Here is a 13,542-nt window from a genome sequence, read left to right as displayed (position 1 = left end):
ACCAGGGCATACACCACGTGGCGCACACCCTCAGCCGGCGCGGGCATCCTCGGACACAGTGGCTTCCACTCCGTCGACCAGTGCGCGAAAGGCGGCACGCACCTGCGCTTCGCTGCATCCCAGCAGCAGGGCATCGTCAAGCGCATCCTGCAGGAGCTCGCGCAGCTCGGCATAGTTCTCGTTGAGCACCTTGACCTTCTCGAAGCACGACACGACCGAGCCATCTGCTCGGCGCCAGATCACGGAAGGGGATGCATCGGGTGTCCCGGAGGACACCGGAACAGGAGTGGAAGGGCTGCTCATGCGCAGGGATTGTAGAAGGGCATGCCCGGCCGCGCCACTGCGGCGTCGAGAACCCCTGCCCCGTCAGGCCGAAGGACCTGAAGAACCCGGTGCGTAGCCCAGGCGTGCCATCCAGGCCAAGCCCGCATCCGTCCCACCCACTCCCCCGCGGGCTGGCACATACTCACAGCCGACATAGCCTCCATACCCTGCGGCATCGAGCCAGCGCAACCAGGTGCGAAAGGGAATCCGGCCAGTCCCCGGCTCATGGCGTCCGGGGGCATCGGCCAGCTGGAGATGCCTGATGCGCGGCAAGTACCGGGCCAGCAGAGGCAGCGCCTCCTGCCCCATGCGGGCTACATGGTAGAAATCCAGCTGCACCTTGACCCCAGGCACCTGTTGCCGATCCAGCAGATGCAGCACCTCCTGCACAGTGGGCAGAAGGAATCGGGGCATATCCCAGGTATTGATGGCCTCCACCACCAGCCCGATGCCGTGCGGCGACAGGCGCGCCTGCGCATACCGCAAGTTCGCCCCCATCACGCTCCGCGCCTCTGCCGGATCTGCCCCTTCCGGCAGCAGCCCTGCCAGACAGTTGAGCTGCCGCACCTCGGTGATGCGCGCATGCGCCAATGCCTGCTCCACTCCCTCTCGAAATTCCACCTGTCGATCCGCCAGACAGGCGATGCCCCGCTCGCCGGTGGCCCAGTCCCCCGCTGGCAGGTTGTGCAGCACCAGCCGCAGGCCATGGCGATCGAGCAGATCACGGCAGCGCCGGGCAGGCAGCGCATAGGGAAACTGGCACTCCACCGCACTGAAGCCGGAACGTGCCGCAGCGGCAAACCGGTCCTCGAAGGGGTATTCGGGATAGAGCAGGGAAATATTGGCAGCGAACCGAGGCATGCGCCCAAGTATGCCCCCAATCGGACAGGGCGCGTTTCACCGCGTCGCCCTCCGCCTTTCTGCATCCCACGATTGCCTGTCGACACCCTGTGACAGGCTCTCGGGTGTCGGGTGCCATCCGGGGGCTTGTCCGGAGCAGGTCGTGCACTTTTTCGGCCTGCATTGGCGCTATGCTTGTCATGCAGCTGACTTGCACAACTTGTAAAAGGAATGAGATTCCCCTAGGCTTGTCATGCTCTCCCTGCTGCCGTTTTGCTTCGGTGCCGACGGTGGGGAAAGCCGGATGAGTCAGGTGATTCTGTTCCGCTCCCTTTTCTTGGATCGACCCCATGCGTAGTCCCACCACCCGCACTCCTTCGGATGATTCCTCCTCTCTGGCATCCCGTACCCCTTCCCGGGTGCTGGACCAGAAGTTCCAGGCACTGATTGCCCAGGCCACGGGTTCGCAGTCTCCTGCGCTCAACACCATGGCGTTCTACGACTGGATGGTCCACCTGATGGCCTCCCCCGGCAAGCAGCTGGAGCTCTGGCAGCTCGCCACCCAAATGCTCACGGAACTGCATCGCTTTGCCGTGGAGAGCCGCAATCACACCCTGCAGGAAAAGCTCGCTCCGCTGGTCGGTCTGCGCGCTGCAGACCCCGTGCGCTACCCTGTGGAAGACCACCGTTTTGCCGATCCGGCCTGGCAGAACTGGCCCTTCAGTCTGCTGCAGCAGGGCTATCTGATGCAGGAACGCTGGTGGCGCGCCGCCACGCAGAACGTGCGTGGAGTCGACCCCCACCATGCCGACTGGGTGTCTTTCTGCGCCCACCAGTGGATCAGCATGTACTCGCCAGCCAATTTCGCGCTCACCAATCCGATGGTGCTGCATCGCACCAAGGAAGAACATGGCGCCAACCTGGCGCGTGGTCTCAAGAATTTCTTCGACGACATGCAGCGCAAGCTCCACAACGCACCTGCAGCGATCACCGAAGACTTTGTGGTGGGCAAGGATCTGGCGGCCACTCCGGGCAAGGTCGTGCTGCGCACCGAGCTGATGGAACTCATCCAGTACAGCCCCACCACCGACAAGGTGCGCCCCGAGCCCGTGCTCATCGTTCCGGCGTGGATCATGAAGTACTACATCCTCGACCTGTCCCCGCACAACTCCATGATCCGCTATCTGGTGACACAGGGGCATACGGTATTTGCCATCTCCTGGAAGAACCCCGGGCTGCACGAGCACAACCTGGGCATGGAAGACTATTTGCGCGAAGGCCTCTATGCCGCCATCGACGCCATTGGCCGCATCGTGCCCGATCAGGGCATTCACGCCTGCGGCTACTGCCTGGGCGGCACGCTGCTGTCCATCGGCGCGGCTGCCATGGGGCGCGATGACGACAAGCGCCTCGCTTCCGTCACGCTCCTGGCTGCACAGACCGATTTCTCCGAACCCGGGGAGCTCGCGCTCTTCATCGACGAGAGCCAGCTCAACCTGCTCGAGGCACAGATGGCCGAACGTGGCTACCTCGACTCGACCCAGATGGCCGCCGCCTTCACCTGGCTGCGCTCCTACGACCTGGTCTGGTCGCGCATGGTGCAGGAATATCTGCTTGGCGACCGCGGACACAGCATCGACCTCATGGCCTGGAACGCGGACGCCACCCGCATGCCCGCGCGCATGCACACCGAATACCTGAGCAAGCTGTTCCTGCACAACGACCTTGCCCGCGGCAAGTACGAGGTCGGCGGCCGTCCTGTGGCGGTATCCGAGATCAGGCAACCCGTCTTTGCCGTGGGCACCGAGAGCGACCACGTCGCTCCCTGGTGTTCGGTCTACAAGATCCACCTGCTCAGCGATGCCGAGATCACCTTCGTGCTCACCAGTGGCGGACACAACGCCGGCATCGTCTCTGAACCCGGTCACCCCCACCGCCATTACCGCCAGATGACCCGCAAGGCAGGCGGGCATTACCTTTCGCAGGAGGAATGGGCCGCCACCGCACCGAGCTTCGAGGGCTCGTGGTGGGAATCCTGGAACCGCTGGCTCGATGCGCACTCCGGTGCTCCCATCGCTCCTCCGACCATGGGTGCCCCTGACGGCGGCTGCCCCGTCCTGTGCGACGCCCCTGGACATTACGTCCTGCAACGCTGAAACCGTTCCTTTACCCGTTCACCTTTCACGCACGATCCGCCATGCCCGATATCCCGAACATCCTGAATACTCCCAGCAGCCATTTCGTCACCGTGAGCCCCGACCTTTCCGTCAAGGAAAACGGCGAGCCCATGGCACTGCACAACCGCACCTTCGACGAACTGCAGATGGGCGACAGTGCCAGCATCACCCATACCCTCACCCGCGAGGACGTGACCCTGTTCGCCCTGGCCACCGGCGATCTCAATCCCCAGCACATCGATGACGCATACGCTGCCAACAGCATCTTCAAGACCGTGATCGCGCACGGCATGTGGGGTGCCGGACAGATCTCCGCCGTGCTCGGCATGCGCTTTCCCGGGCCAGGCACCATCTATCTGGGCCAGACCCTGCACTTCCGCGCGCCCGTGCTGGTGGGCGACACCATTACCACCACCCTCACGGTCAGCGCCCGCGACGAGGTCAAGCGCCACATCACCTTCAGCTGCGAGTGCACCAACCAGCACGGCAAGACCGTCATTTCGGGCGACGCCACGGTCATTCCTCCGCGCGAACATGTCGAATGGGTGCCCCACGGCATCCCGGAAGTCCGCCTCATTCCGGCGCAGGATGGTGCCCGCCGCCTGGTCGACTATGCCCTCACCCTGGGTCGCATCCGCACGGCCATCGTCCACCCCTGCAATGCCCTCACGCTGGACTCCGCCCTCAAGGCTGCCGCCCGGGGCCTGATCGAGCCGGTGCTCATCGCCCCCAAGTCCAGACTCGAAGCCCTCGCAGAGCAGTGTGGATATGACCTGAGCGGCATCGCCATCGAGGACGTCCCCCACAGCGATGCCGCCGCCGAGCGTGCTGCCGAGATGGCCCGTGCCGGCACGGTCGAAGCCATCATGAAGGGCAGCCTGCACACCGACGAGCTCATGCGCGCCATCGTGGCCAAGGATTCCGGTCTGCGCACCAAGCGGCGCATCACCCACTGCTTCCTGCTGCAGTCGCCCGCCTACCCGCGCCCCTTCATCATCACCGATGCGGCAATCAACATCCTCCCCACGCTGGAGGTCAAGGCCGACATCATCCGCAACGCCATCGATCTCGCCCATGCCATCGGCGTGGCCAGGCCCAAGGTGGCCATCCTGGCTGCCGTGGAAACGGTGAATCCGGCCATGCCCGCCACGCTCGATGCCGCTGCCCTGTGCAAGATGGCCGATCGCGGCCAGATCACCGGTGGCGTGCTCGATGGCCCCCTGGCGCTCGACAATGCCGTCTCTGCCCATGCGGCGGCCATCAAGGGCATCCAGTCCGAAGTAGCCGGCGAGGCCGACATCCTTGTCGTCCCCGACCTCGAAAGCGGCAACATGATGGCCAAGCAGCTCGAATACCTGGGCGGTGCCCACATGGCAGGCATCGTGCTCGGAGCCAAGCTGCCCATCATTCTCACCAGCCGCGCGGACGAAGAAGAATCGCGCATCGCATCCTGCGCGCTGGCCGTGGTGCTGGCCCACCACTACCGCGTCACGCCGCCCTGAGGCACCTTGCGGCATCCCCTTGCCGTCAGAAGACGACAAGGGGAGCTCGCACATGATGCCCCCCTTTCGCCCCTCTTCCCTTCTTCTCCCGCCCACTCGACGGGCCTTCCTTGCCTTGCTGTCCACTTCCTCTGCGGCCACAACGCTACACAGGAAACGTCATGACAGAACTGCCGTCAGAATGACTCGGCCCGCATAGCGCAAGCCGGGACGTTGCCCCAGTCTGCGTCCTGCTTTCTCATGCGCAAGCGGCGTGTGCTCTGCACAACACAGCACTCTCTTCGCTCTCCAGTCCGTTCCTTTTTCCTTCCACTCATGAGCAAACTCATCCTCGTCCTGAACTGCGGTTCCTCCAGCATCAAATTTGCCCTGTTCGAAACCTCTGCTGGCAAGGTGCCGCGCCAGCGCATCTGGGGAGGCAAGGTCAACGGCATCGGGGGCACCCACCCCACCTGCGACACCACTGCTGCACCCTCGGTCGACCTCCATCTCGACCCGGAGCGCCCCTACCATGCGGCACTGGAACATATCCGGGATCTGGTCGTGGACTACCAGGGGGAACGCCGCATTGCCGCCGTGGCCCACCGCGTGGTGCATGGTGGTACCAAGTACTTTGCCCCTGTGCGCGTGGATGCAGCCGTACTCGATGACCTGCGCAGCTACATCCCCCTGGCGCCCCTGCACCAGCCCTTCGCTCTCGAAGCCATTGCCGCCCTGCTGGAGGAATATCCCCGCCTGCCCCAGATCGCGTGCTTCGACACGGCCTTCCACCACACCCTGCCCGATGTCGAGAAGATGCTCCCCATCGACTGGGAGGCCTGGGAAGGCGGGTTGCGCCGCTACGGCTTCCATGGACTGTCCTACGACTACATGAGCATTGCGCTGCCCGAACGCCACGGCGATCTGGCTCGCGGCCGTACCCTGGTCGCCCACATCGGCAGCGGAGCAAGCCTGTGCGCCATGCACCACCTGCAGAGCGTAGGCACCACCATGGGCTTTTCGTCGCTCGATGGCGTGATGATGGGCACGCGCTGCGGCGCTCTCGATCCCGGCGCCGTCATCTACCTCATGGAAATCCAGAAACTCTCTCTGGAGGAGGTGGGACACATGCTCTACCACCGATCCGGCTTGCTGGGCATTTCCGGGCTCTCGGCTGACACCATGGATCTGCTTCCGGTCGAGCACGACAATCCCCGCGCCCGCCTCGCCCTCGCGGTCTATGTGCGCAGCATCGCCAAACAGATCGCCACCATGGCAACCACACTGGGAGGCATCGATCTGCTCGTTTTCACCGCCGGCGTGGGGGAACACAACGCCACGATCCGGGAACGCGTCTGCGCCGAGCTGGAATGGCTGGGAGCTCGACTCGACCCCGAGGCCAATGCCCGCCATGCCAGCGTCATCTCTGCCCCAGAGAGTGGCTTCACCATCGCGGTGGAACCCACCAACGAAGAATGGGTAGCCGCCCAGCGCAGCCACGAGCTGCTGGGATTCACGGAGTGAACCCCGACAGCCCCCGATGCACACCAGCCTAGTTCTGGCTCACATCGAAATGTTCGGCCTTGAGCACGAGATCGTGCTGCAGCCCATCACTGCTGAATTCGCGCGGCATCTCGACCACGGCATCCAGCCCCTTGTCGAGGTCAGGAGCGGACGTCTCGGCATCGGGCCAATAGCTCTCGGCCGTGCGCTCGAGGCTGCCGAACCGCTCCACAAAGGCGGCAATGGCTGCCTTCCCGGCAGCATTCAGGGCATAACGTTTCATGGACATGTCTCCTGGTACAGGTTTGAGGACACGCATCCAGCTCCTTGGCGTCGGCATTTGCCTGAGGAGCGGGGTCGTGGCTGCCCTATTGTGCCCGTTTCCCATTGCGTCTTCCGGAGGCAGAGGAGACTGTCGGTAGCCTGTACGAGGCCTTGTGCCCTGTCTGCCCTCCTCCGCCCTCCTCCGCCCTGTGCGACGGTTTCGTGAACATTGGATGACGCCCCCTTCTCGCGCCTCGAGGTACTCCCTACAATCTTCGCAAGCGGCTGAAATGCCTTTTCTTGGTGCATTTCCTGTCTGCAGGCTCAGGCTCTCCAAGTCGCGGTCCTGCAGCAAGCAAGCCCGTTTCCAATCCCTCAGTCCCTGAAAGGCCCCCCATCATGCGTGCGATCAAGGAAGCACGGAAGTTCATCGAGAAGAATCCCGGAAGTGACAGCGCTAAAACCCTGTCACGACTGGTGCTGGCGCTCGAATCCGAAGCCGACTTTCCGATTTCGGATATCTACCTGCTGGACTACGACAATTTCAATCTGGCTCTTGCCATCCTGCAGGAATGGCGGCTGGATCGCCATTACGCCGGCAAATCGCGCCTGTTCGACATTTCCCGGCATGTCGCCGACCTGCACGAAGACGCCCCAGTCCCACAGAACGACGCGCTCCGGCCAGAAGGCTCCCCGGCTCCTGCTTCGCGCAAGAGCAGCAGCAAAGACAGCAAGAAATAACGGCTTTCTTGCTGTTCCCCAGAGCTTGCTTGCGTTTTCTGCGAGCTCAGGACAAAAAGAAAAGCGCCTTCAGCCGAAGGCGCCTCACAGGGCATGGAGTTTCCCCATGCCCATCGCATCATGGCAAGCCGCCACAGACATCACAGGCGGGTGCCGTGCGGTCAGTCTGGTCAGGCTGTTCCGATCACGCCGTCATTCCACAGGAGCTGGCCGACGCCATAAAGCTGGGCCAGCGTGCGCAAATGAGACGGCGCATGGAAAATGCTGAGCGCATGCCCCTCTTTCTCGCAGGTTCTCTGCAGAGCCAGCAGCACCGCCAGCGCGGACGAATCGAACTTGCTGAGCGCCCCCGCATCGACAGCGGGAACCGCATGGCCCAACTCACGCAGGAGCTGCTCGCGCAGACTGCGCTCGACTGCCGGCGCCGTATGGACCGTGATTTCGGAAGGCAGGCTCAACATGGTCACGCTTTCTCAAAGGGATTCAATGATTCGCCCTACCCCACTCACCGGCCGGCATTGGCGCGGTTCTTGGCGGCCAGCGAAGCGATGAGGCTGTCCACCCCCTTGGTGTTGACTTCCTGCGCGAACTGCTGCTTGTAGGTGTCGATCATCCACACACCGCCCACATTGAGGTTGTAGGCCTTCCAGCCATATCCGTGCCCGGGCGTCTTTTCGAGCCGGTAGTCGAGATTGACCGGCTGACCGGAACCACCGATGAGCTGGCTGTGCACCAGCACGTCGGATGCTGCACCGCCGCGAACCGGATAGACCTTGACCTGCTTGTCACCAGCCATCTTGAAGGCGCCGGCATAGGTGCGCACCAGCAGCGTCTTGAACTCCTGCTCCAGACGGGCCTTCTGGGCAGGGGTGGCAGTGCGCCATGCGGGACCGACCGTCGAGGCCGTCATGCGTGCAAAGTCGACATGGGGCATCACCTTGCTGTCGACGAGGTGGATGATGCGGTTCACGTCCCCTGCCTGCATGGCCTTGTCGGCCTTGATGGATGCCAGCGTGTCACCCGACACCTTCTGCACCATGGCTTCGGGGCTGAGGTCAGCTGCCCATGCCGCTGCAGGCAGGGCAGACCCGGCCAGCAGAGCAGCGGCAGTGGCCACGGAACCGAGGGAAGCGGTGAAAGTACGACGTAGCATGGTGTTTTTCTCCTTCTGTGCAATCCATGGATGGAATATTCGAAACTGGGCCGCCTATGCCGACCGGCATCCAGCCAATCCCGTGCCGCCATCTTGGCAGCGCTTTGAGCCCACACCGGGCCGAGATGCAACCGAATGCAACGCATGCGGCATCCGGCACGCACCGTGCAGCGAATCGGTCGTTCTTGTTACAACTTCACTGCAGCGTGGGGACCACGGCGATTCATCGTTTCCAGAACGTGCCGCCCCAGTTGTTGTTGAGGCGGTTGAGCAGCTGCGGTGCAGCCGGCATGATCTGACGGCTCTGCTGTCCCACCGATTCGGCTGTTTTGGGGGCAACCATTCCTCCCGTTGTCCCCACCTCCGCAGAGGCAGCGGCCGCAGGCGCTGATGCAGCCCCGGTGGCCGATGCAGCCGGTTCAGGTGCTGTGGCGGTATCCTGTCCCTCGGGCGGTGGCTCGTAGCCGTCTGTGCCATCGGGCGGCGGCGCATAGCCATCGGCCGCCGATGCTGCCCCTGAAGCCGGAGTGACCGGCGTGGCGACACTTCCATCCGCGTTCTGCGCTGCCACCTGATACTGGCGATTCTGCAGATAGGCGTCCCGCATGAAGCTGTAGGGATCCAGGGCAGCCTGGTCGAGCAGATCGGTGGTGTCGAGCAGACCCGCGCGGGTATTGACGGCAGAAAGCACAATGACGCCGTTGCGGGCATCCACGTTGTGAATGGCCCCCACAGGATTCATGTACCAGTCCATCGGCAGAGCTGCCGTATCACGCAGCGTGGAAGGGCCCAGAATGGGCAGCACCAGATAGGGTCCCGGCCCCATGCCCCAATGGGCCAGCGTCAGGCCGAAATCCTCGCGCTTCTGGGGGATGCGTGCCTCGGAGGCCACATCGAAGATGCCGCCCAGACCAAAGCTGGTGTTGATCGCAAAGCGCCAGAAATTGTTCATGGCCTCCTGGCCCTTGAACTGCAGGACGCTGTTCACGGCCGACCATGCATCGCCCAGATTGCTGAACACATTGCGCACACCCGTCTGCACGAACCCCGGTGTCACCTTGGTGTAGGCCACGGTGACGGGTCTGAACACGGCCCGGTCAAAGGCATCGTTGAAGCTGTAGACGCCGCGATTCCAGGGTTCGAGCGGATCGGCGGGGTTGGCCGTGGGGCCCGTCGCACAGCCGGCCAGCACAACCGAGGCTCCGAGCGCCCACAGCCAGCGACGGGGCACGCGGACGGAAGAAGAGGACAGGGACACGTGTTTCACTGGCTGGCTCCTTGCTTGCTGCTTTTGGCGAGAGCGGGAGCAGGTGCGGCCGCCTTGCCTGCATCGCTGCCGTCGGAGGCCGAACCATCGCTGCTGCCGGCCTGTTCGGCCTTGCTGTTGATGAACTGGCCGATGAGGTTCTCCAGCACCACGGCAGACTGTGTATTGGTGACTTTGTCACCCTGCTTCCAGCTGGCGTCGCTGTACCCGGCCTCGATGCCGATGTACTGATCCCCCAGCAGCCCGCTGGTCAGGATCTTGAGGGAGCTGTCGGAAGGAAAATGATACTGGCTGTCGAGATCGATGGTGACCATGGCCTGATAGGTCTTGTCGTCGAAGTGAATGCTCTTGACGCGCCCCACCAGCACCCCCGCGCTCTTGACGGCGGATTTGGGCTTGAGCCCCCCGATGTCCTGGAACACGGCCTGGACCTCATAGCCCTTGCTGCTGCCCAGCGACAGCAGATTGCCGGCCTTGAGCGCCAGGAAAAGCAGTGCGACGCCTCCCAGCAGCACAAACAGTCCTACCCAGATATCGACTTTGGAACGTTGCATGATCGAAGAATCCTTCCGTTGTTCTTGTGCGCTGCTCAGATGCTGAACATCATGGCCGTGAGCAGGAAATCGAGTGCCAGCACGGTCAGCGAAGCCACCACGACGGTGCGGGTGGTGGCACGGGACACCCCTTCTGGCGTGGGCCGCGCCGAATATCCTTCCAACAGGGCGACGAAGGTCACGGCAATGCCGAACACCACGCTCTTGATGACCCCATTGGCCACATCCTTCCAGACATCGACTCCCCCCTGCATCTGACTCCAGAAGGAGCCGTCGTCGAGCCCGATGAGCTTGACCGCCACCAGCCAGCCCCCCAGAATGCCGACAGCGCTGAAGATGGCAGCCAGGACCGGCATGGCCACCACCCCGCCCCAGAAGCGCGGTGCCAGAATGCGATCCACCGGATTGACGGCCATCATCTCCATGGCGTCGAGCTGTTCGCCCGCCTTCATGAGGCCGATTTCCGCCGTGAGCGAAGTGCCCGCACGGCCGGCAAAGAGCAGCCCAGTCACCACCGGCCCCAGCTCACGCAGCAGACTCAGTGCCACCAGCAGCCCCACCGATTCCGAGGAGCCGAAGCTCTTGAGGGTGTAGTAGCCCTGGAGGCCGAGCACAAACCCGACGAAAAGCCCTGAAATGGCGATGATGGACAGGGAATAGTTGCCCAGAAAATGCACCTGGTCCCGGATGAGTCCCGGTCGGCGCCAGCTTCCCACGGAGGTGATGAGGCGGCCGAAGAGGCGTGCGCCCATGCCCAGCCGCACCACCTGACGGCGCAGGGCATAGCCGAGATCGGAGGGATTGAGATAGTTCATGGCTTTTGTGCCTGCCCTTGCAGATCGCGCAGCCCCAGGTCCTGCGCCAGACTGGGGCCCGGGTAGTGGAAGCGCACCGGGCCATCCGGCGAAGCCTGCACGAACTGGCGCACCAGAGGGTCCTCGTTGCGCCGGATGTCATCGGGTGTGCCCTGCGCCGCGATGATGCCATTGGCCAGAATGACCACATGGTCGGCGATGCGGAAGGTCTGATCCAGATCGTGCGACACCAGAATGCTGGTGAGCCCCATGGCATCGTTGAGCTGGCGCACGAGCTGGGCAATGGTGCCCAGGGAAATGGGGTCGAGCCCGGCAAACGGCTCGTCGTACATGACGAATTCAGGATCGAGCGCAATGGCCCGCGCCAATGCCACCCGCCGCGACATGCCTCCCGACACCTCGCTCGGCATCAGATCGCGCGCTCCCCGCAGTCCCACGGCATTGAGTTTCATGAGCACGATGTCGCGGATCATCGACTCGGGCAGCTGCGTGTGCTCGCGCAGGGGAAACGCCACGTTGTCGAAGACCGTCATGTCGGTGAACAGGGCACCGAACTGGAACAGCATGCCCATGCGCCTCCGTGCGGCATACAGGGCGGCATGATCCAGACGCCCCACATCCTCGCCGCCCAGGAGCACCTCGCCGCTGCGCGCACGCTGCTGCCCACCGATGAGCCGCAGCACCGTGGTCTTGCCTCCGCCTGAAGCCCCCATGATGGCCGTGACCTTGCCACGGGGCACCGTCAGGGAAACATCTCGGAGAATCTCCGGCCCCTCGCCATAGCTGAAATGCACATGCCGCAACTCCACCAGTGCAGGCACGGCAGAGGACGGCTCGGCCCCGGAAGCCATCGACGTGGTCACCGGGGCCCCGGAAACGGCAGGGGACATGGACATGCCAAGGATTCTAAGGCCTGCGCCCGAGACCTGCACGGCCCCCTTGTCGGGCTCCTTCCACCCTGAAGTCATCTGCCCCATTCAGGCAGTCAGCACCTCGCCCCGCAGGGAATGCGGCAGCGCCTCGGTGATGCGCACGTCCAGCATGTGCCCCACGAGGCGATCACGCCCCGCTCCTGCGGCGAAGTTCACGATGCGGTTGCAGGCAGTGCGCCCCATGAGCTCTTCGGGGTTCTTGCGGGAGGGGCCTTCGACCAGAATGCGCTGCACCGAACCTACCCGGCTGGCGCTGATGCGCCGCACGTTTTCCTCCAGCAAGGCCTGGACCTGCTGGAGCCGGCGCAGCTTCACCTCGTGCGGCGTATCGTCGGCCAGATTCGCAGCCGGGGTACCGGGACGTGGACTGAAGATGAAGCTGAAACTGGAGTCATAGCCCACATCCTCGATCAGACGGAGCAGACGGGCGAAGTCGTCGTCCGTCTCGCCGGGGAACCCCACGATGAAATCGCTCGACAGACTGATGTCCGGCCGCACGGCACGCAGCTTGCGAATGATGCTCTTGTACTCCATGGCGGTGTAGCCACGCTTCATGGCCATGAGAATGCGGTCGCTGCCATGCTGCACCGGCAGATGCAGGTGGCTCACCAGCTGGGGCACGCGGGCATAGACGTCGATGAGCCGCTGGGTGAATTCGTTCGGATGGCTCGTGGTGTAGCGGATGCGCTCGATCCCTGGAATATCGGCCACATACTCGATCAGCAGCGCAAAATCGGCGATCTCGCCGCCATCTCCCATCTTTCCTCGGTAGGCATTCACATTCTGCCCCAGCAGGGTCACTTCTTTCACGCCCTGGTCGGCCAGCCCCGCCACCTCGATCAGCACTTCCTCCAGCGGTCTGCTGAACTCCTCGCCGCGCGTGTAGGGCACCACACAGTAGCTGCAGTACTTGCTGCAGCCTTCCATGATGGACACGAAGGCTGATGCCCCCTCCACCCGGGCAGGCGGCAGGTGATCGAACTTCTCGATCTCGGGAAAGCTGATGTCCACCTGTGGCGCATGCTGCGCCTCGCTCTCCTGCAGCAGCTCAGGCAGCCGGTGCAGTGTCTGGGGACCGAACACTACGTCCACAAAAGGCGCACGCCGGATGATCTCGGCCCCCTCCTGACTCGCCACGCAGCCCCCCACCCCGATCTTCACGCCACGTGCCTTGAGATGCCGGATGCGCCCCAGATCGCTGAAGACCTTTTCCTGCGCCTTTTCACGCACGGAGCAGGTGTTGAAGAGGATGAGATCGGCCTCCTCCACGTCGTCGGTTTTCTGGTAGCCCTGCGCTGCACCGAGCACATCGGCCATCTTGTCCGAGTCGTACTCGTTCATCTGGCAGCCGAATGTCTTGATGTAAACCTTGCGGGGAGTGGAATTGGACATGAGGGAAACTCCTGCCGCACGCCATGCGCATGCAGCCATTCAATGGAAGGATGAAGAATTCAAATTCAGGAAGCGGAGGCCACAGCCCCTGCCACCGCA

General features: G+C 63.4%; 14 protein-coding genes. 4 read left to right on the top strand and 10 right to left on the bottom strand.

Going from position 1 to position 13,542, the window contains the following annotated elements; all coding sequences use genetic code 11:
* Positions 1–30 precede the first annotated feature (30 nt).
* Complete coding sequence (locus ACP2WS_RS07295) at positions 31–303, bottom strand: hypothetical protein (protein ID WP_426460215.1); 273 nt, start codon at positions 301–303, stop codon at positions 31–33.
* Between the two features lie 63 nt (positions 304–366).
* Positions 367–1,185: a hydroxypyruvate isomerase family protein gene (locus ACP2WS_RS07290; protein ID WP_426460214.1), complete on the bottom strand. Its 819-nt coding sequence runs from the start codon at positions 1,183–1,185 to the stop codon at positions 367–369.
* A gap of 329 nt (positions 1,186–1,514) precedes the next feature.
* Between ACP2WS_RS07290 and ACP2WS_RS07285 the strand changes: the two genes are divergently transcribed.
* The 3 genes from ACP2WS_RS07285 (at position 1,515) to ACP2WS_RS07275 (ending at position 6,346) form a co-directional block, all read left to right on the top strand.
* Positions 1,515–3,320, top strand: a complete 1,806-nt coding sequence (locus tag ACP2WS_RS07285) for a PHA/PHB synthase family protein (RefSeq protein WP_426460213.1) — start codon at positions 1,515–1,517, stop codon at positions 3,318–3,320.
* 131 nt (positions 3,321–3,451) lie between these two features.
* The gene (locus ACP2WS_RS07280) at positions 3,452–4,843 is read left to right on the top strand and encodes a bifunctional enoyl-CoA hydratase/phosphate acetyltransferase (RefSeq protein ID WP_374492318.1); all 1,392 of its coding nucleotides are present in this window, start codon (positions 3,452–3,454) and stop codon (positions 4,841–4,843) included.
* A gap of 315 nt (positions 4,844–5,158) precedes the next feature.
* Positions 5,159–6,346 (top strand): acetate/propionate family kinase, encoded by a 1,188-nt coding sequence (locus ACP2WS_RS07275; protein ID WP_374492178.1) that lies wholly within the window; start codon positions 5,159–5,161, stop codon positions 6,344–6,346.
* 28 nt (positions 6,347–6,374) lie between these two features.
* Here ACP2WS_RS07275 and ACP2WS_RS07270 read toward each other — a convergent pair whose 3' ends face one another.
* The gene (locus ACP2WS_RS07270; protein ID WP_426460212.1) at positions 6,375–6,608 is read right to left on the bottom strand and encodes a hypothetical protein; all 234 of its coding nucleotides are present in this window, start codon (positions 6,606–6,608) and stop codon (positions 6,375–6,377) included.
* A 380-nt stretch (positions 6,609–6,988) separates the two neighbouring features.
* Between ACP2WS_RS07270 and ACP2WS_RS07265 the strand changes: the two genes are divergently transcribed.
* A complete protein-coding gene (locus ACP2WS_RS07265; protein ID WP_426460211.1) occupies positions 6,989–7,330 on the top strand; it encodes a hypothetical protein in 342 nt (113 codons plus the stop codon).
* A gap of 170 nt (positions 7,331–7,500) precedes the next feature.
* Here ACP2WS_RS07265 and ACP2WS_RS07260 read toward each other — a convergent pair whose 3' ends face one another.
* The 7 genes from ACP2WS_RS07260 to miaB form a co-directional block, all read right to left on the bottom strand.
* A complete protein-coding gene (locus ACP2WS_RS07260) occupies positions 7,501–7,791 on the bottom strand; it encodes an STAS domain-containing protein (RefSeq protein ID WP_426460300.1) in 291 nt (96 codons plus the stop codon).
* Between the two features lie 44 nt (positions 7,792–7,835).
* Complete coding sequence (locus ACP2WS_RS07255; RefSeq protein ID WP_426460210.1) at positions 7,836–8,483, bottom strand: MlaC/ttg2D family ABC transporter substrate-binding protein; 648 nt, start codon at positions 8,481–8,483, stop codon at positions 7,836–7,838.
* 223 nt (positions 8,484–8,706) lie between these two features.
* Positions 8,707–9,750: an MlaA family lipoprotein gene (locus ACP2WS_RS07250; RefSeq protein WP_426460209.1), complete on the bottom strand. Its 1,044-nt coding sequence runs from the start codon at positions 9,748–9,750 to the stop codon at positions 8,707–8,709.
* On the bottom strand, positions 9,747–10,304 hold the full coding sequence (gene mlaD / locus ACP2WS_RS07245; RefSeq protein WP_426460208.1) for an outer membrane lipid asymmetry maintenance protein MlaD: 558 nt from the start codon (positions 10,302–10,304) through the stop codon (positions 9,747–9,749). The genes ACP2WS_RS07250 and mlaD overlap by 4 nt, the downstream gene beginning before the upstream one ends.
* Positions 10,305–10,339: 35 nt before the next feature.
* The gene (gene mlaE, locus ACP2WS_RS07240) at positions 10,340–11,119 is read right to left on the bottom strand and encodes a lipid asymmetry maintenance ABC transporter permease subunit MlaE (RefSeq protein ID WP_374492171.1); all 780 of its coding nucleotides are present in this window, start codon (positions 11,117–11,119) and stop codon (positions 10,340–10,342) included.
* A complete protein-coding gene (locus ACP2WS_RS07235; RefSeq protein WP_374492315.1) occupies positions 11,116–11,970 on the bottom strand; it encodes an ABC transporter ATP-binding protein in 855 nt (284 codons plus the stop codon). Before ACP2WS_RS07235 ends, mlaE begins: the two co-directional genes overlap by 4 nt.
* A gap of 126 nt (positions 11,971–12,096) precedes the next feature.
* Positions 12,097–13,443, bottom strand: a complete 1,347-nt coding sequence (gene miaB / locus ACP2WS_RS07230) for a tRNA (N6-isopentenyl adenosine(37)-C2)-methylthiotransferase MiaB (protein WP_426460206.1) — start codon at positions 13,441–13,443, stop codon at positions 12,097–12,099.
* Positions 13,444–13,542: the final 99 nt, after the last annotated feature.

Origin of the sequence: Brachymonas moutaii (nom. illeg.), assembly GCF_049977365.1 — a bacterium.
Classification (GTDB): Bacteria; Pseudomonadota; Gammaproteobacteria; order Burkholderiales; family Burkholderiaceae_C; genus Brachymonas.
Note: the sequence above shows the minus strand (reverse complement) of the source record. Positions and strands in the feature narration are given on the sequence as shown.

Bases quoted from the DNA above. Each gene is read 5' to 3' on its own strand.
- miaB (WP_426460206.1), bottom strand. From the start codon at position 13,443: ATGTCCAATTCCACTCCCCGCAAGGTTTACATCAAGACATTCGGCTGC.
- mlaE (WP_374492171.1), bottom strand. From the start codon at position 11,119: ATGAACTATCTCAATCCCTCCGATCTCGGCTATGCCCTGCGCCGTCAG.
- ACP2WS_RS07275 (WP_374492178.1), top strand. From the start codon at position 5,159: ATGAGCAAACTCATCCTCGTCCTGAACTGCGGTTCCTCCAGCATCAAA.
- ACP2WS_RS07235 (WP_374492315.1), bottom strand. From the start codon at position 11,970: ATGGCTTCCGGGGCCGAGCCGTCCTCTGCCGTGCCTGCACTGGTGGAG.
- ACP2WS_RS07260 (WP_426460300.1), bottom strand. From the start codon at position 7,791: ATGTTGAGCCTGCCTTCCGAAATCACGGTCCATACGGCGCCGGCAGTC.
- ACP2WS_RS07285 (WP_426460213.1), top strand. From the start codon at position 1,515: ATGCGTAGTCCCACCACCCGCACTCCTTCGGATGATTCCTCCTCTCTG.
- ACP2WS_RS07255 (WP_426460210.1), bottom strand. From the start codon at position 8,483: ATGCTACGTCGTACTTTCACCGCTTCCCTCGGTTCCGTGGCCACTGCC.
- mlaD (WP_426460208.1), bottom strand. From the start codon at position 10,304: ATGCAACGTTCCAAAGTCGATATCTGGGTAGGACTGTTTGTGCTGCTG.
- ACP2WS_RS07265 (WP_426460211.1), top strand. From the start codon at position 6,989: ATGCGTGCGATCAAGGAAGCACGGAAGTTCATCGAGAAGAATCCCGGA.
- ACP2WS_RS07270 (WP_426460212.1), bottom strand. From the start codon at position 6,608: ATGAAACGTTATGCCCTGAATGCTGCCGGGAAGGCAGCCATTGCCGCC.
- ACP2WS_RS07295 (WP_426460215.1), bottom strand. From the start codon at position 303: ATGAGCAGCCCTTCCACTCCTGTTCCGGTGTCCTCCGGGACACCCGAT.
- ACP2WS_RS07280 (WP_374492318.1), top strand. From the start codon at position 3,452: ATGGCACTGCACAACCGCACCTTCGACGAACTGCAGATGGGCGACAGT.
- ACP2WS_RS07290 (WP_426460214.1), bottom strand. From the start codon at position 1,185: ATGCCTCGGTTCGCTGCCAATATTTCCCTGCTCTATCCCGAATACCCC.